This window comes from Pseudocnuella soli (genome assembly GCF_004347775.1).
In the GTDB taxonomy this organism is placed as follows: domain Bacteria; phylum Bacteroidota; class Bacteroidia; order Chitinophagales; family Chitinophagaceae; genus Flavisolibacter; species Flavisolibacter aquaticus.
The window spans coordinates 4,427,900-4,453,988 of record NZ_CP037755.1 but is presented as its reverse complement, the minus strand read 5'-3'; the positions used below and the strand labels follow the sequence as shown (position 1 = coordinate 4,453,988).

The 26,089-nt window shown below is 48.8% G+C and carries 29 protein-coding genes; 17 read left to right on the top strand and 12 right to left on the bottom strand.

Annotated elements, in window-relative coordinates:
• Positions 1-353 precede the first annotated feature (353 nt).
• The 3 genes from EPD17_RS18275 to EPD17_RS18265 all read left to right on the top strand — a co-directional run bounded on the left by EPD17_RS18275 (position 354) and on the right by EPD17_RS18265 (position 1,696).
• Positions 354-800, top strand: a complete 447-nt coding sequence (locus tag EPD17_RS18275) for a hypothetical protein (RefSeq protein WP_132055940.1) — start codon at positions 354-356, stop codon at positions 798-800.
• A gap of 224 nt (positions 801-1,024) precedes the next feature.
• Positions 1,025-1,231 carry a hypothetical protein gene (locus EPD17_RS18270; protein WP_132055939.1) on the top strand — a complete coding sequence of 69 codons (207 nt, stop codon included), beginning with the start codon at positions 1,025-1,027 and terminating at the stop codon, positions 1,229-1,231.
• Positions 1,232-1,420: 189 nt separating this feature from the next.
• Complete coding sequence (locus tag EPD17_RS18265) at positions 1,421-1,696, top strand: hypothetical protein (protein WP_132055938.1); 276 nt, start codon at positions 1,421-1,423, stop codon at positions 1,694-1,696.
• A gap of 102 nt (positions 1,697-1,798) precedes the next feature.
• Here the strand turns inward: EPD17_RS18265 and EPD17_RS18260 are convergent, their stop codons facing one another.
• Positions 1,799-2,050: a hypothetical protein gene (locus EPD17_RS18260; RefSeq protein ID WP_132055937.1), complete on the bottom strand. Its 252-nt coding sequence runs from the start codon at positions 2,048-2,050 to the stop codon at positions 1,799-1,801.
• A gap of 349 nt (positions 2,051-2,399) precedes the next feature.
• Here EPD17_RS18260 and EPD17_RS18255 point away from each other — a divergent pair, with 349 nt between their 5' ends.
• On the top strand, positions 2,400-2,660 hold the full coding sequence (locus tag EPD17_RS18255) for a hypothetical protein (protein ID WP_114235456.1): 261 nt from the start codon (positions 2,400-2,402) through the stop codon (positions 2,658-2,660).
• A gap of 116 nt (positions 2,661-2,776) precedes the next feature.
• On the top strand, positions 2,777-3,634 hold the full coding sequence (locus EPD17_RS18250) for an FRG domain-containing protein (RefSeq protein ID WP_132055936.1): 858 nt from the start codon (positions 2,777-2,779) through the stop codon (positions 3,632-3,634).
• A gap of 16 nt (positions 3,635-3,650) precedes the next feature.
• Here EPD17_RS18250 and EPD17_RS20360 read toward each other — a convergent pair whose 3' ends face one another.
• Both EPD17_RS20360 and EPD17_RS18245 read right to left on the bottom strand, forming a co-directional pair.
• Positions 3,651-3,773 (bottom strand): hypothetical protein, encoded by a 123-nt coding sequence (locus EPD17_RS20360; protein ID WP_262707870.1) that lies wholly within the window; start codon positions 3,771-3,773, stop codon positions 3,651-3,653.
• A gap of 5 nt (positions 3,774-3,778) precedes the next feature.
• Positions 3,779-3,994 (bottom strand): hypothetical protein, encoded by a 216-nt coding sequence (locus EPD17_RS18245; RefSeq protein ID WP_132055935.1) that lies wholly within the window; start codon positions 3,992-3,994, stop codon positions 3,779-3,781.
• A gap of 398 nt (positions 3,995-4,392) precedes the next feature.
• On the opposite strand from EPD17_RS18245, the gene EPD17_RS18240 reads away from it, so the two are divergent.
• A complete protein-coding gene (locus EPD17_RS18240) occupies positions 4,393-4,611 on the top strand; it encodes a hypothetical protein (protein ID WP_132055934.1) in 219 nt (72 codons plus the stop codon).
• 42 nt (positions 4,612-4,653) lie between these two features.
• Complete coding sequence (locus tag EPD17_RS20065) at positions 4,654-4,818, top strand: DUF6728 family protein (protein ID WP_165929660.1); 165 nt, start codon at positions 4,654-4,656, stop codon at positions 4,816-4,818.
• Between the two features lie 2 nt (positions 4,819-4,820).
• Here EPD17_RS20065 and lpxB read toward each other — a convergent pair whose 3' ends face one another.
• From lpxB to surE, 3 genes are all read right to left on the bottom strand, one after another.
• Positions 4,821-5,945: a lipid-A-disaccharide synthase gene (gene lpxB / locus EPD17_RS18235; RefSeq protein ID WP_132055933.1), complete on the bottom strand. Its 1,125-nt coding sequence runs from the start codon at positions 5,943-5,945 to the stop codon at positions 4,821-4,823.
• Positions 5,946-6,011: 66 nt separating this feature from the next.
• Positions 6,012-6,305, bottom strand: a complete 294-nt coding sequence (locus EPD17_RS18230) for a hypothetical protein (protein WP_132055932.1) — start codon at positions 6,303-6,305, stop codon at positions 6,012-6,014.
• Positions 6,289-7,083, bottom strand: coding sequence for a 5'/3'-nucleotidase SurE (surE, locus tag EPD17_RS18225; protein WP_114235461.1), 795 nt, complete (start codon positions 7,081-7,083; stop codon positions 6,289-6,291). Before surE ends, EPD17_RS18230 begins: the two co-directional genes overlap by 17 nt.
• A 244-nt stretch (positions 7,084-7,327) precedes the next feature.
• On the opposite strand from surE, the gene EPD17_RS18220 reads away from it, so the two are divergent.
• Positions 7,328-8,077: an XRE family transcriptional regulator gene (locus tag EPD17_RS18220; protein ID WP_114235463.1), complete on the top strand. Its 750-nt coding sequence runs from the start codon at positions 7,328-7,330 to the stop codon at positions 8,075-8,077.
• Between the two features lie 61 nt (positions 8,078-8,138).
• Positions 8,139-10,655 (top strand): DUF5916 domain-containing protein, encoded by a 2,517-nt coding sequence (locus EPD17_RS18215; RefSeq protein WP_132055931.1) that lies wholly within the window; start codon positions 8,139-8,141, stop codon positions 10,653-10,655.
• A 75-nt stretch (positions 10,656-10,730) separates the two neighbouring features.
• Here the strand turns inward: EPD17_RS18215 and EPD17_RS18210 are convergent, their stop codons facing one another.
• Both EPD17_RS18210 and pdeM read right to left on the bottom strand, forming a co-directional pair.
• Positions 10,731-11,642 carry a histone deacetylase family protein gene (locus tag EPD17_RS18210; protein ID WP_240040667.1) on the bottom strand — a complete coding sequence of 304 codons (912 nt, stop codon included), beginning with the start codon at positions 11,640-11,642 and terminating at the stop codon, positions 10,731-10,733.
• Positions 11,639-12,289 (bottom strand): ligase-associated DNA damage response endonuclease PdeM, encoded by a 651-nt coding sequence (gene pdeM, locus EPD17_RS18205; protein WP_132055930.1) that lies wholly within the window; start codon positions 12,287-12,289, stop codon positions 11,639-11,641. The genes EPD17_RS18210 and pdeM overlap by 4 nt, the downstream gene beginning before the upstream one ends.
• Positions 12,290-12,476: 187 nt before the next feature.
• On the opposite strand from pdeM, the gene EPD17_RS18200 reads away from it, so the two are divergent.
• Positions 12,477-13,460, top strand: coding sequence for an NAD-dependent epimerase/dehydratase family protein (locus EPD17_RS18200; protein WP_132055929.1), 984 nt, complete (start codon positions 12,477-12,479; stop codon positions 13,458-13,460).
• 52 nt (positions 13,461-13,512) lie between these two features.
• Here EPD17_RS18200 and EPD17_RS18195 read toward each other — a convergent pair whose 3' ends face one another.
• The 3 genes from EPD17_RS18195 to EPD17_RS18185 form a co-directional block, all read right to left on the bottom strand.
• Complete coding sequence (locus EPD17_RS18195) at positions 13,513-14,478, bottom strand: glycosyltransferase family 2 protein (RefSeq protein ID WP_132055928.1); 966 nt, start codon at positions 14,476-14,478, stop codon at positions 13,513-13,515.
• A 117-nt stretch (positions 14,479-14,595) separates the two neighbouring features.
• Positions 14,596-15,267: an OmpA family protein gene (locus EPD17_RS18190; RefSeq protein ID WP_114235468.1), complete on the bottom strand. Its 672-nt coding sequence runs from the start codon at positions 15,265-15,267 to the stop codon at positions 14,596-14,598.
• Positions 15,268-15,390: 123 nt separating this feature from the next.
• Positions 15,391-16,155 (bottom strand): DUF3891 family protein, encoded by a 765-nt coding sequence (locus EPD17_RS18185; RefSeq protein ID WP_132055927.1) that lies wholly within the window; start codon positions 16,153-16,155, stop codon positions 15,391-15,393.
• A 486-nt stretch (positions 16,156-16,641) separates the two neighbouring features.
• Between EPD17_RS18185 and aspS the strand changes: the two genes are divergently transcribed.
• The 4 genes from aspS to EPD17_RS18165 all read left to right on the top strand — a co-directional run bounded on the left by aspS (position 16,642) and on the right by EPD17_RS18165 (position 22,310).
• Entirely contained in the window at positions 16,642-18,480 is a 1,839-nt protein-coding gene (gene aspS / locus EPD17_RS18180; RefSeq protein ID WP_132055926.1) for an aspartate--tRNA ligase, read from the top strand.
• Between the two features lie 148 nt (positions 18,481-18,628).
• Entirely contained in the window at positions 18,629-19,459 is an 831-nt protein-coding gene (locus tag EPD17_RS18175) for an alpha/beta hydrolase (RefSeq protein WP_165929659.1), read from the top strand.
• Between the two features lie 54 nt (positions 19,460-19,513).
• Positions 19,514-20,782 carry a replication-associated recombination protein A gene (locus EPD17_RS18170; protein ID WP_132055924.1) on the top strand — a complete coding sequence of 423 codons (1,269 nt, stop codon included), beginning with the start codon at positions 19,514-19,516 and terminating at the stop codon, positions 20,780-20,782.
• Positions 20,783-20,957: 175 nt separating this feature from the next.
• Positions 20,958-22,310, top strand: a complete 1,353-nt coding sequence (locus EPD17_RS18165) for a M20/M25/M40 family metallo-hydrolase (protein WP_132055923.1) — start codon at positions 20,958-20,960, stop codon at positions 22,308-22,310.
• Positions 22,311-22,360: 50 nt separating this feature from the next.
• Here EPD17_RS18165 and EPD17_RS18160 read toward each other — a convergent pair whose 3' ends face one another.
• Positions 22,361-23,797: an ATP-binding cassette domain-containing protein gene (locus tag EPD17_RS18160; RefSeq protein ID WP_132055922.1), complete on the bottom strand. Its 1,437-nt coding sequence runs from the start codon at positions 23,795-23,797 to the stop codon at positions 22,361-22,363.
• A gap of 72 nt (positions 23,798-23,869) precedes the next feature.
• Here EPD17_RS18160 and EPD17_RS18155 point away from each other — a divergent pair, with 72 nt between their 5' ends.
• The 3 genes from EPD17_RS18155 to EPD17_RS18145 all read left to right on the top strand — a co-directional run bounded on the left by EPD17_RS18155 (position 23,870) and on the right by EPD17_RS18145 (position 26,000).
• Positions 23,870-24,325, top strand: coding sequence for a GNAT family N-acetyltransferase (locus EPD17_RS18155; protein ID WP_132055921.1), 456 nt, complete (start codon positions 23,870-23,872; stop codon positions 24,323-24,325).
• 225 nt (positions 24,326-24,550) lie between these two features.
• On the top strand, positions 24,551-25,534 hold the full coding sequence (locus EPD17_RS18150) for a hypothetical protein (RefSeq protein WP_132055920.1): 984 nt from the start codon (positions 24,551-24,553) through the stop codon (positions 25,532-25,534).
• A gap of 109 nt (positions 25,535-25,643) precedes the next feature.
• A complete protein-coding gene (locus EPD17_RS18145; RefSeq protein WP_132055919.1) occupies positions 25,644-26,000 on the top strand; it encodes a hypothetical protein in 357 nt (118 codons plus the stop codon).
• Positions 26,001-26,089 lie beyond the last annotated feature (89 nt).

Sequence of the window (26,089 nt, the reverse complement as noted above, 5' to 3'; positions counted from 1 at the left end):
TGATGATGTGATCAATGCGTAGGATAAACGGAAAAGCCGGCCCCCAAGCCTGCGTTTATACATATTTATACGACCGCTCACCGTATTTTTCACACGCTTATGCGATTGAATTCCGTTTTTTTACGATACATATTTGTAGGGTTCTTAGGAACGAACGGGGAACCCCGGCAACCAAACTAACTTTCTAACGATTAAAACCAAACTGCAATGAAACGCTTTACACAAATCTCCGATATGCTCTTCATGCTGCTCTTGTTGTTGAAAAACAACCCGGCTCAGAAAAGCAATTCCATCAGCCATATTCTTTAAGCTTACCCGGCCGCAACCTTCACCCAACCATTACTTAAAGTTTTATGAAACGCCTGTTTATCTACCTCAGCGCATTTCTGATCGTTTTATCTTCTTTTGTTTCCTGCTCCCGTGAAAGCGTGGGCTTAAATACGCCTTCCGGCAAATCGCTGCTGGTAGCGCATACCTGGCACCTGGCCGAAGTAACCGAACTGGTTTCGGGGAAAGCCATTAAAGTGTACCGCAAGGGTGCGGCCCGTAATGCCGACGATTATTCGCTGGTGCGCCACACCTTTAAGCGTGATGGTTCGCTGCAGTATGTGGACCAGTTTGGCAACTCGGGCACCGATGGTGAGTACTACCTGAATGCAGCCGACAGCCAACTGCAAATGGCGCTGGGTGCACAAAACCTGGTGGCCGAAGCTGTAAACATTTCCACCGACCGGTTTGAATATACCGTACAACTGAGCGAAGAAGACGCCATCCGCTACACATTCAGCCCCGAGTTGTAGAACTTTGGGGTGGGTGCACGGAATGATAACTACCATGTGTTCCCTTTTATAAAGCCATCAAGCTGTTCCCACTAGGGTACAGCTTTTTTGTGGATTACTGGCCATGCAGCACCGCTATTGCAACATTTTAAACTAAAGCAGGCCGCAGTTGGCGATGTGGGCAAATGGCTGCAACTTCTATAAGTAAAAACACTAAGTTTGATTCGTATTTATACCAGCAGATCATGAAAGACGCATCCTCTAACCCGCTTGGCTTTAACCCCAACTACGAAGAACAGCGCAAAGATTATTTGCCTGTGCAACAACGAAACGCTACTGGCAAAATCCGCAAGCCACCGGCGCCCCTTGCCAATACCCAACAAAGCCCCGAAAGCCGCACCGCCAGCGATTTTGACGCTACGCTACCTTCAGAGCCACATCAACGGCTGTAATAGCATTTCAATAGCATATTTTGTTGGAAGTTGGGGAACTGAACTGGCCGCTTTGTGCAACACATTGCACGTTACCATTTTACCTGCATGCCGTAATGGGCCAAATAAGCTATAATTAAACTGAACGCGCCTCAAAAAAGAAACAGGCACTGCTTTTGGAATTCTGGGATTGAATTAAAGCTTACAATCATGGAGGTTACAGCAGTTGTTTTGCATGATGGCGCATTGGCGCATTATGAAGTAGAGATTGGAAGGGGAGGGGTCTGTACCGCCTATTTATCCAACTACCGCGGCGACGGCCAGGCACAGCCACCCCAAAAAATAATTTTGCAAAAAGAAGGTCGCCACTGGGTGGGTAATATTAGCAATGAAAACCTGGCGCAGGATCTTGGATATGCCGTTGAATTAAAAGCAAAGCCCATTTTGGAGCAGCGCAAACGCGAAGGCGGACACCCGGCAGGCTAAGGCTTTTTCCCCTACATAAAAGACACAAGAAAAACCCGGGAGCTTCCGGGTTTTTTTATAAAGAAAGGTTGACCGAAAAAAGCCAACCGATGCAATAAGTAATTAGTGGGTTAAAGCCATGCTGCTTTGTTTGCCCAAATTGTAATGACGCACTACTTTAGGTTCCTGCACGGGGCGCAAGCCGGCTATCTCGTCATTCTCCCGGATAAAAAACAACTCCACGAAAAAGTCTTCGACTTTGAATAAGAACACTGAAAACGAAGCCGTGGTCCGTTCTGCCAGATAAATGCCTTTGTGCAACAGTGCCCGGCGCTTTTGTTTTGGCGACAGGCTCTTGAAAGATTGTAGCGTCATAAATATGGATTTTTTGTGCAAGGGTATGGCACAAAGAGGGTGCCATGCATTAACAGTCGAGCATGCACTGCACAAATAAAATGATACAGCCAAGCTTAAGTGCTGATGGGCTTCAACGTATTGCACTATTTATTCCCCGACCCCATTTCATTATGCGTAAATAATTCCGGAGCAGGATTGTGTGATCGTATCGTGATAATGCCCCGTTATTTTGCAACGCACACTTCTGCAGTCCATATTTTTATTTTTCTAATCCATGGCAAAATTTGTATCTTAAACATCCGTAGCCTCTGAGGCCGAGTGCTAACTGTTTTTGACGACGATTCACTCACTCCAAAAATGAAAGGCTATGGAACGAGTATTCACCACCCACTTCGAATTTCACGGCAAAACCTACACTACGCGGGTGCACCAACAGGTTGCGCCCCGACACATGCAATTGCAAATAGAAGTGCCCGATCAATCCTTGCTGCACTTGCTGCCCGATGGTAAAATTGTGTACAGCAGCGATCGTGGCCTAGAGCCTTCGCCGGATGTAAACAGCTATATGGCGCATGAACTCATTGGCTGCATTGTTCGATCGGTGGAGCCGCACATTGATGCTGTGTAGCCGGTTTTTTTACAACTATTGAAATGGACATTAACGCCGGACTTCCTTTTACGAGTTGTCAATAAATCCTTGTAGATTTTGGCGCTTTTGGCTTAAGTTTTTCTGCGCGGAAAAGCATGGGAACACAGGTGATCACTTCGGTTTCTTTGCCTGGCTGGAAAGCTTATAAAGAGTTTGTTGATGCCCTTTCGGGCAACTGGGCGTTCCGGGGCCAGGGCAATGCTTGCTGGCAGTTAAATAACGCTGTGGAGCGTACTGATTTTATCCGCTTGCACCGGCAGATTGAAGCTGATTTTTTAGCCGAATTTCAACGGGGCGCCCGGAACTATCTTTCCCGCGACGAGATACCAAGCCACACAATCGAGTGGCTGGCGCTGATGCAGCACCATGGCGCTCCTACACGCCTGCTGGACTTCAGTTGGTCGCCATACATAGCCGCTTTTTTTGCGTTTGAATTGTGCCACCTGGCCGGCGGCAGCCATATTGCTGTATGGGCGGTGAACATGGCTTTTTTAAAAACAAAATCAGTGGCGTTGCTGGCGCAGTTGTTTGGCGATTCGGTGACGAAAACTAAGAACGGCATCAACGAACAATTGTTCGACGAGATATTTTTCCAAAACAAGAGCAGCATTGTGTTTCCGGTGGAGCCTTTTCGGATGAACCGGCGTTACTCGCTGCAGCAATCGGTGTTTGTAAGTACCGGTAATTCGTATGAGCCGTTTATGAAGCAGCTCGAATTTTTAGGAGAAGATCTTGGCCGTGCTGTGGTGCGGATTGAAGTGCCCGTTGGCGAGCAAAAAGCTGTTTTGCGCGACCTGCAGCGAATGAATTTAAACCGAGCCAGTTTGTTTCCCGACCTGGATGGTTATGCAGCGTCGCTGCGCCTGCGTTACAACAGCATGCGTACGCCGGAAGAATTAATGCAGGCACAACTACAATCGTTGGAAGATAAAGACTTCAGGTTTTTGCCCTGAACCGTTTTCCGTTCAACTACAACTGCCCGATCAGGTACAGCAGTGCAAAAACCGTAAAGATGCCGATAGCGGTTACCAATAACCGCAGTTGATAGATCAGCCGTTTTTTGCTGGGCTCGCTTTGGAGGTTGAGGCTCATAAGCTTTACTTTTTGAAAGCACCCAAACCAGCGGCAATGGTGGCGCCGTGTCCTCCGGGGTAGTCTTTTCCCTGCGACATGAGTTGCCAGCAGCGGCTGATGGTAAACGAAAAAATAACAGTCAGGAATAAAATTACCGTCAGTCGAAAAAACAAACTACGCCCCCTAAAGGCATCATACCGGTTCAGGTATCGGTTAACAATTATCTTGGTTGAACGCATGGCCATGTATGGTAAAAAATGAACAAAAGCTTGAGCAAACAGGCAGCGATACTTGTTACAGCACTACTACCGGCCGCAAGGGCTGATCAAATGGCTAAGCTTTTATTTTGATTTTTCCATCAGGCCTTTCAAGGGGCCGCGATTCAGGATAATGGTATCCTAATAGTAAGTGGAAATCCGGTTCAAGATATAAGGGTTTTTCGAAACAGCCAAGTCTGTCATTAAAAAATTTAAGCATAATTTTTTAATATATGTATAAAATATGCCAGTTCTATTCAGTAAAACTGCTGTTCCTTTGATTTTTATTTATAAATTGAGTGAATGTTAGCGATAAAATTTTTTATCAACCTAATCGTTATATAACCGTTTTAAACAGAAAAATACCGTCAGATCGTCCCATGCAAATCTCTTGTTCCCCATATTTTAGGTTTGTTTCTTTATGGAAAAAATGGTTGCCCATTATTGCGTTGGCAAACCCGTCGGAGCAAAAAGGAGCCAAAGAAAAATCGGCTAAAAAGAAAGCGCACACTGCTTACCAGGGTGTGCAATCGCCGGAAAGTTTTCGGTTGCGTGGCCCACGCAGTGCCGATCCGCAGCGCAAAAACCCGGCGCCCTGAACCAAAAGCGGGTTCCGTCTGTAATTTTGGCAAAACAACACCATGGGAGTGCTGAAACAAATGGCCGAATACCTGTACCTGCGCAAGCCCGACCCCAACCGGCCCAAGTCGCAGTGGGTATCTTACATGCACGGCATCAACCGCATCAGCCTTTTTTTGTTTATTGCCGCATTAATCATCCTGGCCATTAAGTTATTGACCCGGTAATGCTAGTGGGCGGTTTGCCCGTCGGTAACAAAGCTGTATACGATAGCTGCAGCTTTTTCCGAAGCATTGCCATGCTGCTGCAGCATGGCTTTTAGCTGGCGGTAGTCTTCAAGCATTATTTGCCTGCGCTGCTGGTGGGGCAAAATAGCTTCTAGTTCCCGCACTATGTTTTGTGGCGTCAGCTCGTGCTGAATGAGTTCGGTAACCACCGGCCGGTCCATAATCAGGTTGACCAGCGAAATATATTTGATGGTAATGAGCCGCTTGGCAATGGCATACGAAATGGGCGAACCTTTGTAACAAACCACCTGTGGCACGCCAAACAGCGCGGTTTCCAGCGTGGCCGTACCCGATGTAACCAGCGCCGCGGTAGCTTGCGCCAGCAGTTCGTAGGTTTTGGCCCGCACCGATGTGACCTGCGGGTAGGCTTGCAGCAGCGGCGCATAAAATTCGTCGGCAAGTGATGTGGCTTTGGCCACCACAAACTGGTACTGCGGAAATGATTGCGCGGCCTGCAACATCACCGGCAATTTTACCAAAATTTCCTGCCGGCGGCTGCCGGGCAACAGTGCCACCACAGGCTTGCCGGTATTGGGTTGCGGCTGGTTATGATGTAAAAAGTCCTGCACCACCTGCGCCAACGGGTGGCCCACAAACTCCACTTTATAATTCCATTTGTTTTCGAAAAATTCTTTTTCAAACGGCAGGATCACCAGCATTTTATCCACCACCTGCCGGATCAGTTTTACGCGGCTTTCCTTCCAGGCCCACACCTGTGGCGATATGTAGTACACCACTTTAAAGCCCGCTGCTTTGGCCCATTTGGCAATGCGTAAATTAAAACCTGGGTAATCAATCAGCACCAGCACATCGGGGGCAAATTGGGCAATGTCTTCTTTGCAAAACTTCAGGTTGCGCAGGATGGCGGGCAGGTTTTTGATCACTTCGGCAAAGCCCATAAAGGCCAGGTCGCGGTAGTGTTTTACCACGGTGCCACCGGCAGCTTCCATTTGCTCGCCGCCCCAGCAGCGGATTTGCGCGGCTGCGTCTTTTTTTACCAGTTCTTTGATCAAGTTGCTGCCATGCAGGTCGCCCGAGGCTTCGCCTGCGATCATGTAATATTTCATGTACCCAATTAGCGGCTAAAGATACGGTGAGCGGTTGTTGCACGCCGGGCCAGCGGCAATGCTGCCTTAGGCCAAAAACTTGAGCATTAAAAACAAGGCGCCATAAATAACCGTTACGATAAAAACGCCCCGCGCTGTGCGGTAGCGGCGGGTGTTGATGAAAACCGTAAACAGCGCAATATTGGCCACGAGGCACCAGGCCGCAAAAAAAGTAATGAGCCGGCTTTCTTCGCGCAGCGTTTGCCAAAACTCGCCAAACGGGTAGTACGAAAAGCGGCCAAAATAAATTCCAAAAAAGATCAGCACCGGCAGCAGCAAGGCCAGCAGGAGGCCCAGCTTCAGGTTATCCCATTTTTTCATCCAGTTTCCAGCTTTGTTCCAGTTGTTGTTTCAGTGCATGATGTGTCAGGTCGAACTGCACAGGCACCACGCTTACGTAATTATTGGCCAGCGCCCAAACATCGGTGTCGGTGCCTTCGTCAAAGTTTACAAACTCGCCGGTGAGCCAGTAGTATTTGCGGCCATGTGGGTCGAGGCGTTCAATAAAATCCTCTTCGTATTTGGCATATGCCTGCCGGCAAATGCGTACGCCTTTTATTTCCTCGGGCAGTCCTTTCGGAATATTTACGTTCAGCACGGTATGCTTGTCGGGGATGTTTTGCAAAAGCTGCTGCACAATGATGCGGGCATATTTGCGGGCACCCGCAAAATCGGCTTCCAGCGCATAATCGAGCAGCGAAAAACCAATGGACGGAATACTTTCAATGGCCGCTTCCACCGCTGCCGACATGGTGCCGGAGTAAATTACATTGATGCTGTGGTTGGCGCCGTGGTTGATGCCGCTGATGCAGATATCTGGTTTTTGGCGCAGCACTTTATCCACCGCCAGCTTCACGCAATCTACCGGTGTGCCGGTGCATTGGTAGGCTTCAATATCATCAAACACGTGCACCCGGTGCAGCCGCAGCGGCACACCAATGGTAATAGCATGGCCCATACCGCTTTGCGGTTTATCGGGTGCTACCACCACTACTTTTCCTAAATCTTTTACCGCTTCCACCAGGTTGCGGATGCCTGGTGCTGAAATGCCGTCGTCGTTGGTTACCAGTATTAAAGGTCTTTTTCCTTCGGTTGCCATATCTTAAAGTTGATCGCCTTTTGATTGAATAAAATTCCGTTGCACTGCTTTTTGAACCTTCAAGGCACAAAGAACACCGAGTTGCATAAAGAAAGAAGCTTAGTGCCCCTTTGTTTCTTCGCGCCTTCGTGTTTCAAAAACTTGGCTCGCCGTTCAAAATTGTGCTTTTTTACCCGCATAAAAAATTGAGCCGGTGCTGCATGTCTAAATAAATTAGTATTTTCGAGCTAAATATCTTAGCCACATGTCATTAGCCAACAAAAACCTCAAGTATCTGCGCAAGCTGCGCGGCTGGACACAGGAAGAATTTTCCCAAAAACTGCGCATCAAACGGTCGCTGCTGGGCGCTTACGAAGAAGAGCGTGCCGAGCCCCGTATGGAAGTGCTGGAGGTAGTGGCCGATATGTTTAAACTGACGCTGGACGACCTGCTGCGTAAGGATTTGAGCGAAACCAAAGGCAGTTATATTGCCAAACGCCGCGCTGCCAAACTGGTTAGCGGCCGCACCGATATTCCTTTTGTGCCGGTAAAAGCTGCCGCCGGCTACCTGGCCGGTTATGCCGATCCGGAATTCATCGACGAACTGAATACATTTACCCTGCCCATGCTCAATGGTGGCGAATTCAGGGCTTTTGAAATTGTGGGCGACTCGATGATGCCGACCCCTAGCGGCTCGGTGATTGTGGGCGAAAAAGTGGCGACCCTGGAAGAGGTAAAAAGCAACAACACCTACGTGGTAGTGTCCCGTACCGACGGTATTGTTTACAAGCGGGTGCTGAAAAATAATCGCCTCAAGAACAAGTACACCCTTGTTAGCGATAACCCATCTTACCAGCCCTATACTCTGGGAGCTGAGGACATTTTGGAACTGTGGCAGGCCCAAATGATCATCAGCAAAGCCAACACCCAACAACGCTGGGATGTAGACAACCTGGCCAACATTGTAAGCAACCTGCAGCAGCAGGTAAGCGTGCTGAAAAAGAAGATGAATTAGGGCAATTTGGGGCGCACTATTAAAATAATTTATATTTACGCTCCTAACTACTTATTGAGCGATGCGATTTGTGGCCCTATTGTTCCTTACCCTGTGTGCTTTTTCCGTATTTGGCCAGGGCAAAACCCTGCCAGCTACACGGGCAGAGCACAGCATAAAAATAGATGGTAAGCTGGATGAAGGGGCATGGACTAACGCACCGGTAGCCGCTCAATTTTCCCAATATTTTCCTTCGCCGGGAGCACCGGCCTCCACGCCCACCGAGGTAAAAGTGCTGTATGATGACGACGCCATTTATATTGGCGCCCTGCTGCACGACAATCCCTCGGAAATACGCCGCCAATTTACGGCCCGTGATGGTGAGCAGATGGCGGACGTTGACTTTTTCTCAGTTTATTTTGATACCTACCACGACCTCCAAAACGGTTTCCAGTTTGTAGTTACCTCCCGTAATGTGCAAAGCGATGTGCGGATCAGCGGGGCATATACCGGTGTGCTCGATAATGTAGGCGACCGTAGCTGGGATGCTGTTTGGCAAAGTCAAACCTCCTTTACACCGGAGGGTTGGGTAGTGGAAATGCGGATCCCTTACCTGTCGCTACGTTTTTCCAAAAAAGACGTGCAGAACTGGGGCATCCAGTTCATGCGGTTTTTAAGGCGCAATACCGAAACTTCTTTCTGGAACCCGGTGAGCCCCAACGTGGCGGGCCTGGTCAACCAGTTTGGCGAATACACCGGTTTAACCCAACTGCAGCCGCCCCTGCGCCTGAGCTTTTCGCCTTACCTGTCGGGTGGGGTACGGTACAATCCAAAGGGCTCGGCGGCCAAATCGGCGGAGTACCTGCGCAACGGCGGCATGGATGTAAAATGGGGCATCAACGAAAGCTTTACCCTCGATGCCACGCTGGTGCCGGATTTTGGCCAGGTCATTTCCGACAATGTCATCAACAACCTGTCGCCGTTCGAGGTGCAGTTCCAGGAAAACCGCCCATTTTTTACCGAAGGCACCGAACTGTTCAACAAGGCAGGGCTGTTCTACTCGCGGCGTATTGGCGCCAACCCGGCGGGCTATAGCGATGTGGCTTATTTTGCTGATGAAAGCGAAGACTGGCGCATCCGGCGCAACCCGTCGGTAACGCAGTTGTACAATGCCATCAAGTTTTCGGGGCGTACAAAAAAGAAACTGGGTATTGGGGTGTTCAACGCCGTAACGGCGCCGATGAATGCGCAGTTGTATAACGCTTCCACAGGTAAAGACAGTTCAATCCAAACCGAGCCGCTGACCAATTACAATATCCTGGTGCTCGACCAGGCTTTTAAGGGCCGCTCGTACCTCACATTTACCAACACCAATGTGTTGCGCAAAGGCAGCGGCCGCGATGCCAACGTATCGGGGATTGACTTTGCCGCATACGATAAAACCAATACATACGTGGTGTCGGGTTTTGCACGGTACAGCAAAATATTTGGCTACACACCTTACTCGGGTTTTGTTTCCGCCGTGTTTGATACGGTGCACAAAGGAGCCGAGGTTTTGCTGAATCCATACGATGGCTATAATGCACGGCTGCGGGTGGGAAAAGTAAGCGGCCTTTGGCGGTATAATGTTGCAGCCCGTGTTTTTTCAGCCTTTTACGATCCGAATGATTTAGGGTATCTGAACACCGCCAACCAGGTAAACTACACTGCCGATCTCGGTTATTACGATTATGAAGGCACCAAAACATTGAACCAGTTCTCATACAAGGTGGCGATGGAATACAATTACCTGTACCACCCTTACCGGCGCACCAATTTTATGGCTACGGCTTCGGCGTTCTGGTGGTTTAAAAATATGTGGGATGTGCGGGTGAACCTGGGCGTGGAGCCGGTGGACAAGCATGACTATTTTGAACTGAGGACACCTGGCCAGTATGTGCGGCTTCCGGCATATGGATACATTTCGGTAGCCGGCAGCACCGACAGCCGTAAACGCCTGTTTGTAGATTACGAAGCCGGTTTTGCCGAAGCAAAAATGCCCAACAATCCATACTATACCTTGAATTTGGGTGTGCGGTACCGGTTCAGCAACAAACTGACGCTGCGCCTGGAAGGCATCCGTACTCACGACCAGGGGCAGATCGGGTGGGCTTTTGCAAGAGAAGCAAACGGTGATCCCATTGGCGGTTTCCGCAACGTAAAAGATGTAACGATGCTGGCTACCGGCTTGTACAATTTTACCCCGCGCATGAACCTGAGCCTACGGGCCCGCCACTATTGGAGCAATGTGCACTACCGCAGCTTTTTCAACGTGGCGGAAGATGGCGGCTATATTCCCCGTGCTGCATTGCGCAACACCGATTACGATTTCAATGTGTTCAACATCGATGCGTTTTATACCTGGGATTTCAAACCAGGCAACCGCATTATCCTGGGTTATAAAAACTGGTTGGGTAGCGACCACCAGGTGTTGCGTCACCTGGCTGCCGACAAGCGTTACGGCAAAAATTTAAACAACACCCTGATGGCGCCGCACGGCAACGAAATTACGCTGCGGGTCATTTTCTTTATCGATTATAACCAGGTGCGCAAGAAGTAAAAAGTAAAAATTCAAAAGTCAAAATAGGTATTCCAAACGAAGCTGATTTGTGATTTTTTACTTTAGAAATTTGCTTTACAATCCCCATATATCTTTTGCTGCCCGGAACGTGTTGCAATGTGCATCCACAATGGTTTTTACCTGCGGTGAATAACCACCGCCCATAGCCACTACACAAGGCAGGCGGCGGTTGTGTATTTGTGTAAAAACAAAATGATCGCGCTGGCGGCAGCCTTCCATACTCACCTGCAGCTTTCCAAATTTATCAGTGCTTAAAATGTCCACACCGGAGAGGTAAAAGACAATGTCGGGTCTAACGGTGTCGAGTAACCGCGGCAGGTGTTGACGCAACAGTTGCAGGTATGCGGCATCGTCAATGCCATCAGGCAGTTCTACATCCAGGTCGCTCTTTTCTTTGCGAAAAGGATAGTTGTTTTTGCCGTGCATGCTGAACGTGAACACTCTTGGCTCTCCGGCAAAAATGCTGGCGGTACCGTTGCCCTGGTGCACATCCAGGTCGATGATCAGTATTTGTTTTGCAAGATTTTTTTGCAATAAATAATTGGCTGCTACACCAAAATCATTGAGCATGCAAAACCCTTCGCCGCGGTCGGCAAATGCATGGTGTGTGCCGCCGGCAACATTAAGTGCCACACCATTTTCCATGGCGTAATGACAACAATCGATGGTGCCTTGCGCAATGATGAATTCGCGTTGTGTGAGTTGCGGCGATTGCGGAAAACCAATATGCCGCTGTTCGCGGGCAGACAGCGTTTGATGATGCAATTTGGCTACGTAAGCTGCTGTATGCGTCCACAACACTACTTCATCGGGGCAGGGTTTGGGGCTAAATAAATTGGCTGCAGTAATGCTGCCTTCATACTCCAGTTGCGCCGGAATGAGTTCATATTTCAGCATCGGAAAGCGATGCCCTTCAGGCAGCGGATGCGCATAAATAGGGTCGAAAGCGATGTGCAGTTTTTTCATGAAAGCGGAACCACGGTGTTTTCGGCAATGGCAAAAACCTGGTCGCCCTTTTTAGGATGCACCAGGGCTAGGCCGGTAAACTTACTAAACGCCGGTAGTATGCAATGGGTTGGCGTAAAATAAAAACAAGGCAATTTGATGCTTTGCCTCCCGGCACCGTTGAACGCAATGCCTGGATGTATGTGGCCGCAAAAAGTAAAGCCTTGTGCACTGTTGCTGCACCATTCATGCGCAAACGAAATGGGCCCGATCCGCATTATTTCCGGCCATAATTTGATTTCGGACTCTGTGTACCATTGGGCTTGCAAAATATCGTGGTTGCCCCGAACCAGGTGAAACTGCAGATGCGGAAAGTCAAGCCGCCAGCGACGGAACCAATCAAGTTCCAGGTTGTTTCGGCTATGAAAAAGATCGCCAACAGCGATTACCTGTTGCGGTGAAAAATATTGCAGCAAGGAAACAAAACGTTGGAGATCCTCCTTGTACACTTGTTGGGGAACGGCAATACCAGCCTTGCGGAAATGGCCTGTTTTGCCAAAATGCAGATCGGAAAGTATCAACGCTTTTTGCTCTTCCCAAAAAATGGCGCGGTGGCCATGCAGCCAAAATGTTTGTCCTAGAATATGGTGTGCCAGCGGTGCCTGCATTTGCTGCGCAAAGGTAGGTACCGAGCCGCTTTGGCGGTGGTTGCGTATCGTTAAAAAGTTGCATGTTTTATGTTGGCGTCAACATGCTTTTGTCGTTTGAGAAATTGTTGTTTTAGTGTCCCTCATTTCATTAAAACCAGTTGCCGTATTTTGCAGCCTTTATTTCTTTTGTCCCAAAAAGTACTTTATGAGCAGTCAGCCGCAGAAGAATTACCTCGTTACTGGCGGTGCCGGTTTTATTGGTTCGCATGTATGTGCTGCACTGCTGCGCCAGCCCGGTGTGCGGGTATCCTGCCTCGATAGTTTTGAGCCGTTTTACCGTCGCGAAATAAAAGACCTGAACCTGGCGCCACTGTTGCGCAACGAGGCGTTTCAACTATTGGAACTCAACCTCGATACATTAACGGTCGATCAACTGCAGGCTGCATTGCCCGATCCGGTGCATACCATTGTCCATCTTGCAGCCCGTGCCGGTGTACGCCCCAGTATTGTAAACCCGCTATCGTACCAACAAACCAATGTTTTGGGCACACAGGTGTTGCTTGATTTTGCTGTAAAAACAGGTGTGCAAAAATTTGTATTTGCGTCATCGAGCAGTGTATATGGTGTAAACCGGAACCTGCCCTGGAACGAAGAAGAGCGGCTGCAGCCCATTTCGCCCTATGCCATGACCAAACTGGCAGGCGAGGGGTTGGGGCATGTGTACAGTCATTTATATAAACTGCCGTTTATTGCCTTACGCTTTTTTACCGTGTATGGTCCTGGCCAACGTCCCGATCTGGCGATTCATAAATTTACCAAAGCCATCATCAACGGCGAGCCCATACCGGTGTTTGGCGATGGCAGCACCAGCCGCGATTATACGTTTATAGACGATATTGTCAGCGGTATATTAGGTGCTGTTGACTATGAAGGCAGCCTGTATGAAATAGTGAACCTGGGCAACCACCAAACTGTGTCGCTGCAGGGGTTGATTGATGCGCTGGAAGAAGTGATTGGTAAAAAAGCCATCATCAACCGCCAGCCCGAACAGCCCGGCGATGTGCCCCATACTTATGCCGATGTGGCCAAGGCGCAACGCTTGTTTGGCTACAATGCCGGCACAGATTTAAGAGAAGGCTTGCGCAAATTTTACGACTGGTTTTTAGCCAATAAAAATGTATTGAACTAAATAAAAAAAGGAGCAAATTATTTGCTCCTTTTTTGTTTGGTATCAATATCGGTTACACCGTTATTTCCAGTTCTTGTTTTACAGCTTCCCGCTTATGTACTTTGCGTACGTTGTAAGTTTTCTTATTCTGCGATTCGTAATAAGTACGCACCGAAATCTCCGACAAAATACCAATGGTGATTAACTGAATGCCGCCGAGTAAAAAGATCAGCCCAAGGATCATCAGCGGTTTGCCCCAGATATCTTCGCCCAGAATTTTCAGGACCAGCAGGTACATGTTGATGAGCACACCCAGGCCAAAGGCAACAAAGCCCATGGTACCAAAGAGGTGAATGGGTTTTTGCATGTATTTGCGGAAAAACACCATCAGGACCAAATCCGATAAAACTTTAAACGTGCGGTTGATGCCGTATTTGCTTTTGCCAAAGCGGCGGGCATGGTGCTTTACATCAACCTGTGTAATGCGGGCACCCTGCAGCTTGGCCAGCACCGGGATAAAGCGGTGCAGCTCGCCATACAGGCCCAGGTCTTCGGCAATTTCGCGGCGGAATATTTTCAGCGTGCAGCCGTAATCGCGGATGTACACGCCAGTCATGCGGCGGATGAGGGCATTGGCAATCTTGCTTGGAATTTTGCGCAGCACCATACCGTCCTGGCGGTTTTTGCGGTTGCCGGCCACTACGTCCCAGTCTTCATCTTTAAGTTTTTCCAGCATCGACGGAATGTCGGAAGGATCGTTTTGCAGGTCGCCGTCGATCATGGCAATATACTGTCCTTTTGCATGGTCAATGCCCGCGGACATAGCGGTGCTTTGGCCATAATTGCCGCGCAGCTCCACCAGCACGGTGCGGTCGTCGGCATATTCCAAAATGCGTTTGCGGGTGGCATCTGTGGAGCCATCATCTACCAGTATCACTTCGTATTCCAGTCCAGATAAGGCGGCCCTTACGGCTTCGAGTAGCGGCTTTATATTGTCTTCCTCGTTCATTACGGGAATAACCAGCGACAATTCTATCATGGCCGCAAAAATAGTTTTTAGTTGGCAGTTTGGTATTTATATGGTTGAAACTGGCGCAACCGCAATAAAAAAGGGGCGCCGTGAACGGTGCCCCAATGTGTATTAAGAGAGAAAAAATTAGCGGCCTGCTTCGCGTTTGGCGTCTTCCACCATTTTCTGGTTGGCGGTGATCACAAACTCCACGCGGCGGTTCTGGCTGCGGTTGTCATCGCTGCTGTTGTCCACAACGGGATCCGATTCGCCCATACCTTTTGCCTTGAGGCGGTTGGCAGCAATACCCTTGCTTTGGATATAGCTGGTAGTGGCCTGTGCCCTGCGTTCGGAAAGTTGCTGGTTGTACGCATCGGTACCCTTGTCGTCGGTATGACCAATCACTTCGATATTGGTATCGGGGTATTTATTTAAAACATTCACCAGCTTATCGAGGTTGGCCTTTGCCGATGCGCCTAATGCTGCCTCGTTAAAGCCAAACAGCACCTTTTCTTTAAAGTTGATGATGATGCCTTCACCTTCGCGGCGTACTTCGGCATCGCCCATTACCTGTTTCATTTCTTCGGCCTGCTTGTCCATGCGGCGACCAATAACGCCACCCGCAGTGCCACCTACCGCTGCGCCAATGATGGCGCCCATGGCTGTATTGCCGGCTGCGCGGCCAATAACGCCGCCTACTACGGCGCCACCTGCGGCACCAATGCCTACGCCTTTTTGGGTTTTGTTCATCGAGCTACAGCCGGTGGCTAAAGTTGCGCCCAGCGCCAGTGTCCATGCAAAAGTTTGAACTGTTCTCATAGTGTATCTATTTCAATACCCCTTTTCAAACACTATACCAATAGCTCTTTTTATTATGCTTTAAAGCGGGATTCCACACATTGTGGGGCGTTGTTGCGCATGGGTCAAATGAGGCGCAATTCCTCAACGGGCCCGCACTTTGGTGGTTTTTTCGGCCTTGCCACCCCGGCTCAGTTCCCAAACGGTTTCGCTGACAGGCGCTGCCAAAAAGGCGTTTTTCAGTTCGGCGGAATCGGTAAACTGGAGCTGTTTAATGGTGCGGCTTTCAAACGAAACGGGGAAGCTTTCTGTTGCAAAAGGCCAGGGCTGCAGCGATAGCTTGCCTTCGCCCACCTGCTGCAGGTTGTATTGGGCTTTGTCAGGGCCACGGCTGATTTCAATGGTGCGGCCCTCGGGTTGTACCTGCCGCTGGCAAAGCAGTAGCGAAAATGCGTCGCACCATTCCATGAGGGCATAAATGCGTTCGAGTTCTTCCTTGTTCAGGCCCAATTCCTTGCGCCATTGTGCCTGCAGGTTTTTTTGCTCCGCTAAAAAATCCGCGGCCTTTTTATCCTCTTTTGCAAACTGGCCATACACAAAGGTCATGTGCATCGAAATAAGCAGGGCGATGTACCGGCTTTTGGTGAGCGAAAGCGCATGCAGCTTTTGGCAGCGCTCCAGCTCAAAGCCTTTCATGGAAAAATTAAGCGGGCCGCCGGCTTCGGTGAGGAGCAGTTCCTCTTCCAGTTCTACCAAAGCATCGTCGTGCTCGGCAATGGCCAGCAGGGTTTCGGTCCAGCGTTGCGGCCGCTGAATCTTTTTCCAGTGCTGCGCCACCTGTGCAGCCAGCACGCCGTGGGCCCGTTGCGTGATGATTTCCCAGCCTTCGGCGGTATAGTTTACGATCATTTAGGAGCAAGGTTTAAGGAAGGGGAGGGTTAAAAAATCGGGCCTGATGGGGATTGGGGCAGCGGCGGATTTGGTTTTCCGAGGCTGTATTCCTGATCTTATTGAGGCAATGGGCAAATCAAAAAATAGATAAAGCGAGTAAACGTTATTGATTCATGTATTTACTTTTTTGCTACTGTAAAAAAGTAACAAAAAAGCAGACCCGAGATCAAATGACAGCCTGATCTCGGGATAGCGCCTTGATTGAGCTGTGGTGCTACTGTGGTTAAGGACAGCAGAACATTGTTAGGCAATCACAAGTGATTTTGCTTTTGTCAGTTTAATCGAGGTTGCGTTTTACACAACACTGCCATTTCATTCAAACAACTACAGTTTTTTAATACAAACCACTGGCTGGGCAGAAACATCTTTATAAATCATACAAATCTCCGGTTCCGGTTATCTTTGCCCGACTCAAAACTCAGAACTCAAAACTTTCAACGTAATATGTATCGTTCTCATACCTGTGGCGAACTGCGCCTGCACCATAGCGGCACTTCTGTAACCCTGGCCGGCTGGGTGCAAACGGTGCGCAAGTTCGGCGCCATTACTTTTGTGGATCTGCGCGACCGCTACGGCATTACCCAATTGCTTTTTGGTGAAGAACTGAATGCCCAACTGGATGAAACCCCGCTGGGCCGCGAGTTTGTGCTGCAGGCCACCGGGAAAGTGAGCGAACGCACCAGCAAGAACGGCAACATTCCCACCGGAGATGTCGAGATATTGGTGCAGTCGTTCAAGATTTTGAATAAATCGGCTGTGCCGCCCTTTACCATACAGGACGATACCGATGGCGGCGACGACCTGCGCATGAAATACCGCTACCTCGACCTGCGCCGCAATGCAGTAAAACGCAACCTGGAGCTGCGTTACGCCGTGAACCGCGCCACCCGAAATTACCTGCATGGTCAGGGTTTTATGGATATTGAAACGCCGTTTTTAATCAAAAGCACACCCGAAGGGGCCCGCGATTTTGTGGTACCCAGCCGCATGAACCCCGGCGAATTTTATGCGCTGCCGCAAAGCCCGCAAACCTTTAAGCAGCTCCTGATGGTGAGCGGTTACGACCGTTATTATCAAATTGTAAAATGCTTCCGCGACGAAGACCTGCGTGCCGACCGCCAGCCCGAGTTTACACAGATCGACTGCGAGATGGCCTTTGTGGAACAGGAAGACATTCTGAACATGTTTGAAGGTTTGATCAAACATATTTTCAAAGCGGTAAAAGGCATTGATTACACCGAAGTGGTGGAGCGCACTACCTGGGAAGAAGCCATGTGGCAATACGGCATCGACAAACCCGATATCCGTTTTGGAATGAAGCTGGCCAACCTGAAAGTGCCCGGTCATACGTTTTTGGACAAACAGGAAGCCCTGAAAGCTTCGCCGTTTGCCGGCGGTGCAACGGGCTTTGGTGTGTTTGATGGCGCAGAAACGGTGATTGCCATTGCCGTGCCCGGCGCAGCCGAATATACCCGCAAGCAAATAGACGAACTGACCGATTGGGTGAAGCGGCCGCAGATTGGCATGCAGGGTTTGGTGAACATTAAATACAACGCAGACGGCTCGCTGAAAAGCAGCGTGGATAAGTTTTTTGGCGAAGCCCAATTAAAGGCCATTGCCGATTATGCAGCGGCACAACCGGGCGACCTGATCCTGGTTTTAGCAGGTGCTGAAGAACGTACCCGCAAAGCCACATCGGAGCTGCGGCTGGAGCTGGGCAAGCGCCTGGGCCTGCGCAAAGCAGATGAATTCAAACTGCTTTGGGTGCTCGATTTTCCCCTCTTTGAATACGATGAAGAAGGCAACCGTTGGGTAGCGCGGCACCATCCGTTTACCTCGCCCAAGCCTTCGCAGATCGAAACCATGATTGGCAACGATCCACGCATTGAAAATGCGGCCGAATACCTGAAGCATCCTTATGCAGGCATTAAAGCAAATGCATACGACATGGTGTTGAACGGAAACGAAATTGGCGGCGGATCGATCCGTATTTTCCAACGCGAATTGCAGGAAAAAATGTTTGCTGCACTGGGCATGAGCGAAGAAGAAGCGATGCATAAATTTGGCTTCCTGCTCGGCGCATTTGAATACGGCGCACCACCACATGGCGGCATTGCATTTGGCTTCGACAGGCTGTGTTCTATTTTGGGTGGCAGCGAAAGCATCCGCGACTTTATTGCCTTCCCGAAAAACAACAGCGGCCGCGATGTTATGCTGGATGCACCGGCCACAATTGATGACAAACAATTGGATGAATTGAGCATACAATTGAACCTTAAGTAGACAGCTGTAACCCACTGCGGGCAAGGCTTTTTATCTTAAGATAACATTTGGTTAAGCACCCTTTAAAGGGTGCTTTTTTGTTGTGTTTAGGCATGACAATTGACCTCTACGGGCATTCATGAAAATCTTAATCTCCCTTATTTCTATAATGTCATTTTTTACCTCTTGCCAGCAGCAAGCCAATGAAGCGATTGTTGCTACGCCTCGCTTTTCCGAACCCGTAAAACAATTGAATGTATCCTATGGCCCCGACTCCTTACAACGCATGGATGTGTACCTGCCGGCAGGCCGCTCGGCAGCCAGCACCAAATCCATTGTGCTCTTGCACGGCGGTGGTTGGAACTCGGGCTCCAAATCGGACCTGGTAACGTACATCGATTCATTTAAACGCCGCCTGCCCGACTACGCTATTTTCAACCTCGATTATCGGCTCGTTTCGGGCAATCATATTTTTCCAACACAGGAGCAGGATGTGCAACAGGCGTTTGAATTTATTGCAGCAAACAGTGCGGAATGGGGCATCAGTAAAAATGATGTAGCGGTGTTGGGTATTTCGGCAGGGGCGCACCTGGGCATGTTGCAGGCCTATAAATACAATGCGCCCATCAAGGTAAAAGCGGTGGTTGATTTTTTTGGTCCAACCGACCTTACTGAAATGTACCGCAAGCCCTGGCACAACATGATCCCGTTTTTGATGCAGGCATTAACGGCCACGACTCCCGATCAAAAACCGGAAGTGTACGAGCAGTCGAGCCCGGCCTATTTTGTATCGCCGCAATCACCGCCCACACTCATCTTTCAGGGCAGCGCCGACCCGGTAGTGGCCAAAAGCCAGTCGCTTTTGCTGGAAAGGAAATTGAATGCGGCAAATGTGCCCAACGAGTTGGTCGTTTACCCCAATGCTGGCCACGGTTGGTATGGCGCTACACTCACCGATTCGTTCGACCGCATTGAAGCGTTTTTGCAAAAACATATGTGATAGTGACGGCGCCTGTTTTCATCAACAACCGGCTGCTGCCATTACCTTTAATGCATGAATGCGGCACCACTTGCAGAACGCCTCCGGCCACAAACACTTGATGACCTCATTGGCCAGCAACACCTGGCTGGAAAGGGCAGTATTTTACGCACCGCCATTGAGCAGGGAAAGATCCCGTCGATGATATTGTGGGGCCCGCCGGGCACCGGTAAAACCACCATTGCCAACATTATTGCACATACACTCAATGCGCCGTTTTTTACATTGAGTGCTATTTCGGCTGGTGTAAAAGAAGTGCGGGAAGTAATAGCGCAGGCAAAGCTGTTGACGGGTGCTATTTTATTCATTGATGAAATACACCGCTTTAATAAAGGCCAGCAAGATGCGTTGTTGGGTGCGGTAGAAAAAGGCACTGTTACGCTGATTGGCGCCACCACCGAAAATCCTTCGTTTGAGGTAAACAGCGCCTTGCTCAGCCGCTGCCAGGTATATGTATTAAAATCACTTTCCGACGTTGATTTAGACAATTTGTTGCAACTGGCCGTGCAACGCGATGAGCATTTGAAAACATTGGCCATTTCCATACAAGATACCGAAGCACTGCGCACCATTTCGGGTGGAGATGCCCGCAAACTCCTCAACCTTTTTGAACTGGTGGTAAATACATTAGCGTCGGAACAAAAAGCTGTTGTGGTAACCGATGATCAAGTAATGCGCATTGCGCAGCAACGCATTGCCCTGTACGATAAAACCGGCGAGCAGCATTACGATATTATTTCAGCGTTCATCAAATCCATGCGCGGCTCCGATCCCAATGGTGCGCTGTATTGGCTGGCCCGCATGATTGAAGGCGGGGAGGATGTAAAGTTCATTGCACGCCGCATGGTGATCTTTGCTTCGGAAGATATTTCCAACGCCAATGCAAATGCGTTGCTGCTGGCCAATGCAACCTTTGATGCCGTGAATAAAATTGGTTACCCTGAATCAAGAATTATACTTGCACAGTGTGCCACTTACCTCGCATCTTCTCCCAAAAGCAACGCATCATACATGGGTATTGGCGAAGCCATTGCAGCTGTACATAAACATGGCGATCTGCCCGTGCCGCTGCACATTCGCAATGCACCAACCGGGTTGATGAAAAATTTGGGTTATGGCAAAGACTATAAATATGCCCACAGTTTTGAAGGCAATTTTGCGGAGCAGGAGTTTTTACCCGATCAAATAAAAGGTACCAAGTTTTACGACCCCGGTAACAATGCAAGGGAGGAAGAACTGCGTAAATTTTTGCGCAGCCGGTGGAAGGATAAATATGGATATTAGGGTTAAGGCAAAAGGCAAAAGGCAAAAGTAAAAAGTCAAAACAGGTTGCCTGACGATACAAAGTGCCTTCGTCTTAGCTTCTTCGCAAACTTTTAGATTCCACTTTTGTTATTGCACCATCACCCAATTTTTGCCTGTTGCATTTTTACTTTTGAATTGTTTATAACAACACTACATGAGAAAATATTTGTTTGTTTTTTGTGTGTCGGCGCTGGGCTGCATACAACAGTCATTTGCACAAACCATTGTTCGCCGCGATGCAGCCATTGAGGCCATGGTAAAACAAGTTTCTGCCGATTCGTTGCGGGCTTATGTAGATAAGCTCGTAAGCTTTGGTACACGCCATACAGCGTCGGCGGCTGATAAAAAGCGCGGCATTGGTGCATCAAGGGAATGGGTGGTACAAAAGTTCAATGAATGGGGCAAAGCTTCCGGTGGCCGCATGACTGCATTTGTAGACACCATTACGTTGCAGCCCGATGGCCGCCGCATCAGCCAGGCTACGTTGCTCGGAAATGCAATGGGCGTACTGAAGGGCACCGATCCTGCTGATAAGCGTATTTACATTATTTCGGGACATATCGACAGCCGCGTAAGCGATGTGATGAATGCCAAAAGCGATGCACCAGGCGCCAACGACGATGGCAGCGGCGTAGCTGCAATGATGGAATGTGCCCGCATCATGAGTAAAAGTTCTTTTCCTGCAACCATCATTTTTGTGGCGGTAAGCGGCGAGGAACAAGGCTTGTTGGGTGCCGGCTTTTTAGCCGAAAAAGCAAAGAAAGAGGGATGGAATATTGATGCCCTGTTGAACAACGATATTATGGGCAGCAACAACAGCAGCGAAACAGGCATCATCGACAATACAAAGCTGCGGGTATTTAGTGAAGGACTGCCCGCTTTCGAAATGGACAAAGCCACTGCCAACATCCGCAACATGGGATTGGAAAACGATGGGCGGCCACGGCAACTGGCCCGTTATGTAAAAGAAACTGGCGAACGTTATGTGGATCATCTGGAAATAAAGCTGGTGTACCGCAACGACCGCTTTCTACGCGGTGGCGATCATACGCCTTTTGTGCAGCGTGGCTTTGCTGCAGTGCGCCTTACCGAGATGAACGAAAACTTCAATCACCAGCATCAGGATTTGCGTATTGAAAAAGGAGTAGAGTTTGGCGATCATGCCAAGTTCATGGACTTTGAATACCTGCGCAAAAACACGGCGGTAAACCTGGCTACGTTAGCCAATTTGGCAAAAGCACCTGCTTCACCACTGGAGGTAAAAGTGGATGTAAAAGAATTGACCAATTCCACGCTGCTCTCTTGGAAAAAGCCAGCTACTGGCAACGTTTCGGGTTATTACATTTTGATGCGGGAAACCAGTGCGCCTATGTGGCAGAAGAAGTTCTTTACACAAGACACCACGATAAGATTGCCTTATTCAAAAGACAATTACTTTTTTGCCGTGCAATCGGTTAGTGCCGATGGAAACGAAAGCCTGCCGGTAGTGCCTGCAGTAGGGCGTTGAATATATTGTTTGCAAACAAAAAAGCCGCATGCAACAACATGCGGCTTTTTTTATAACGGAGCAATGCTTCCGTTATGGAGATTCAAATGATGTTCTATGCTTTGGGGCAATTCATCTGCATAATGTGACACATAGATTAGTGTCTGGTTACCTGCTGTGCACAGCGCATCCACCACTCTGTTGAAGAAAATGATCTGCGCCGCATCAAGACCTTGTAATGGTTCATCAAGCACCAGCAATGGCGGATGTTTGATGAGTGCCCTTGCCAGCAATACTAGTCGCTGCAGGCCCAGCGGCAATTGGTGCAACAGGCGATGCTTGACTTTATCCAGGCTTAAAAACTCTAGCCACAATTGCACCTTTTGTTCCTGCTCTTTTGTAAGCCTGCGAAACAGCCCAATGGTATCAAACAGGCCCGAGGCAATGGTATCATAAACAGAGGCGCTGCTGTCGAAATAAAGATGCAATTCCGGTGAAACGTAGCCAATGTTTTTTTTGATGTCCCAAATGCTTTCGCCGCTGCCGCGCTTTTTATCAAATAAGTAAATTTCGTTGGCATATGCCTGCGGGTTATCGCCGGTAATAAGACTCAGCAGCGTGCTTTTGCCGGCACCATTGGCGCCAGCAAGCAGCCATCGTTCGCCGCGGCGCACTTGCCACGAAATAGCGTTCAACACCAGCTTTTCGCCATATTGTACATGCACATCCTGCATGTTTACCGCAAATTCAAATTCGGGCCATGCAGGTGCGGCGAGCAAGGCTTGCGGCGCAGCCGGTAGCATTATTTCTTGCTGGTGTTGTTGTGTTTTTGTAAATGTTGCCGCATCGTACACTTCGGTGCTGTCTGGTGTATTTATGTTTAACACATGGGTAATAAACGACGGGATGCGCTGCGGCGGGCATGTGATTACTACCGCAATGCCATGATTGCCAACAAGCGTTAGTGTAGTTTCCAACGTAGTTCGGGTGGCAGCATCCAAGCCTGTGAATGGATTGTCAAGTAACAACATGGTAGGCTCCTGCGATAGTGCATGGGCCAGTTGCAGTCTTTTGTTTTCACCATTGGAAAGTTGGATCAATGGACGGTGGCGGATCTCTTCCAAATGAAACAATGCATTTAGATCGAAGAGTTTTTCGGAGTTGTCAAACAAATGCGGGAAAGCAGCATCAACAGTTGGCGCATCGTCCGCATCAAACGAGTTGAAGCGTTGCTGGTAATAAAAATCCTGTGTGTGCGATAGATTGGTAAACCGGTGTTGCTGCGGCACATACACCACCTTTACGCCCTCACTGAATGTTAGCTGCCCGGTAGTAAATAATTTGCCCGCCATGGCCAGCAACAAACTGGTTTTGCCACAACCCGACGGACCGGTAATAGCCCATTGCTGGCCCCTGCCGATGCACCAGTTGAAACCTTGCAGCACGGTGATATTCCCTCTTTTAATGGTAGCGGCCTTTGCCTCAAACAGGCCCGGTTCAATGCTCATGTTTCAAATGTATGGCATCTGCTGCTGCCGTGCAGTTGCAGGCCTTAGCTTTGCGCATCAACCAATTGATTTATGAACATTCAATGGACCTGTGTTCCGTTTAACGAACTTACCGTGGAGCAACTGTATGCCGCACTGCGGCTGCGCAGCGAAGTATTTGTGGTGGAGCAAAACTGCGTGTTTTTAGATATGGATAATTATGACCAGCAATGCTGGCACCTGTTGGGCGTGCACGAGGGAAGCCTTGTAGCGTACACCAGGCTGGTGCCGCCCGGTGTTATATATAATGAGGCTTCGATTGGCCGCGTGGTGACATCGCCGGTGGTGCGCCGTGCCGGTGGCGGCCGCTTATTGATGCAGGAATCTATCCGGCAGACGGAGGCGCTTTTTGGTGCCGGCAATATCAAAATCGGTGCGCAACTGTACCTGAAAAAATTCTATGAATCGTTTGGATTTGAGCAGGTGAGTGATGTTTACCTGGAAGACGGCATTGAGCATATTTATATGATCAGGAAGCAAGGGCATTAATAGCGTTGAATGGTGTTTTTTGAAAGGGTTGAAATTGATGCAGCCTGATGTCAAAATTTGTTTTTATGCGTATTTAGTCTGAAATGCAAGGGTTGCATTCGTAAAAACGCTTAGGATATTTACTTATATTAAAAAATAATCGCGGCAAATTTTTGTCTGTATTTATGTGAAGCCCTACTTTAGTGCTGTTATCCAAATCCTAGTTAAAACTGCAAACCAAATCTTATGAAAACAATTGTACCCGGCGTACGTGCATGGGCGCTATTTGTTGCCTTCTCACTCTTCTCCCTTTTTGCGAAGTCACAATCTATTTCCACCGGCAATGGCAAATTTGAAGTAGGCATCGGCCTCGGACCCATGTTTTTTTTGGGCGATCTTGGTGGTAACTATGGAAAGGGAAAAACCTTTCTAAAGGATGTAAATCTTCCACTGACCAAGCTTTCAAAAGGTTTATTTGCAAACTTTTATCCAACTGAATGGATTGGCGTTCGCGTTGCAGTAAACCACAGCAATGTTGAGGGATACGATAGCGTGATCAGAAGCAAGGGCAGTCATGAAGAGTCGCGTAAACTGCGCAACCTGCAGTTCAAGTCTTCTATTTTTGAAGCCTATACTGCACTGGAAATTTATCCAACTGTTTTTCTGGAACAGTATGACGAATTAAATGGTAAACTCCGCCCGTATGGTTTGATTGGAATCGGTATGTTCCGTTTCAATCCTAAAGGTGAATACATTGCACCTAATGGAACGAGGACCTGGGTAGACCTGCAGCCCTTGCGCCTAGAAGGTCAAGGCATGATGGAGTATCCCGACCGCAAGCCTTATAAACTTACCCAAATGCACGTACCTATAGGCTTTGGTGCCAAGTATTATTTTGGTGGCAACAAGTATATTGGTATGGAAATTTTGCACCGTACAACATTCACCGATTATATCGACGATGTGAGCACCAATTATATCGATGCAAACCTGTTCCGGAATTATCTGACTCCGGCGCAGGCAACCATGGCTCGCCAGATGCACTTTCGCGAAAACCTTACCAGTGCCGCTACACGTGGTAGCACACCAAGTTTGAATGAGCAACGTGGTAATCCAAAACAAAACGACGCATTCTTTTCCAGTACTGTTCGCTTTGGCTGGCGCCTGGCCGATCCTAATTCTCCGGCCAGTCGTGCATCACGGATGATGCGTTGTCCTACATTTTATTAATAGTATTCATCAACCTGTATCACTATCGCACCACACGGTACGGTGTAGGGCTTAAGCTACTGCATGTAAGCCCTGCCCGCACCCTGTGTCAACCGAAGCTAACCCGCACATGAAAACGTTGAAGTTATTGTTATTGCTGTTGTTATTTGCCGGATCAAATGCAATTGCAACGGAAGATCCTGCATTGATCAAAGTGGAAGTGTGCCGGCAAAAGGAGGCTTTGATACAACTGCGCAGCAGCACAGCATCCGGTAACCTGGTGGTGCGATCAAGAACAAAGGAAACGCTGCACTTTTACGTGTTTGATGTGTCGGGCAATATGGTGTATCATGCCCTGTTGCTGCCCGGTTCCATCCGCAGTGTCAACGCACTTAAAAACGGTGAGTACAGCTATGATGTATTCCTGCATGATGAAGGTGTAGAGCAGGGAAAAATTTCAGTGCATGCAAAACATAAAACGATTTAAAGCCGCAACCCAAAACATTTCAAACCACTTATAATTTCTTTACTCAGGTAACAAAACAAGCGCTTAATAAAATTCAATTCCTGGTTGAA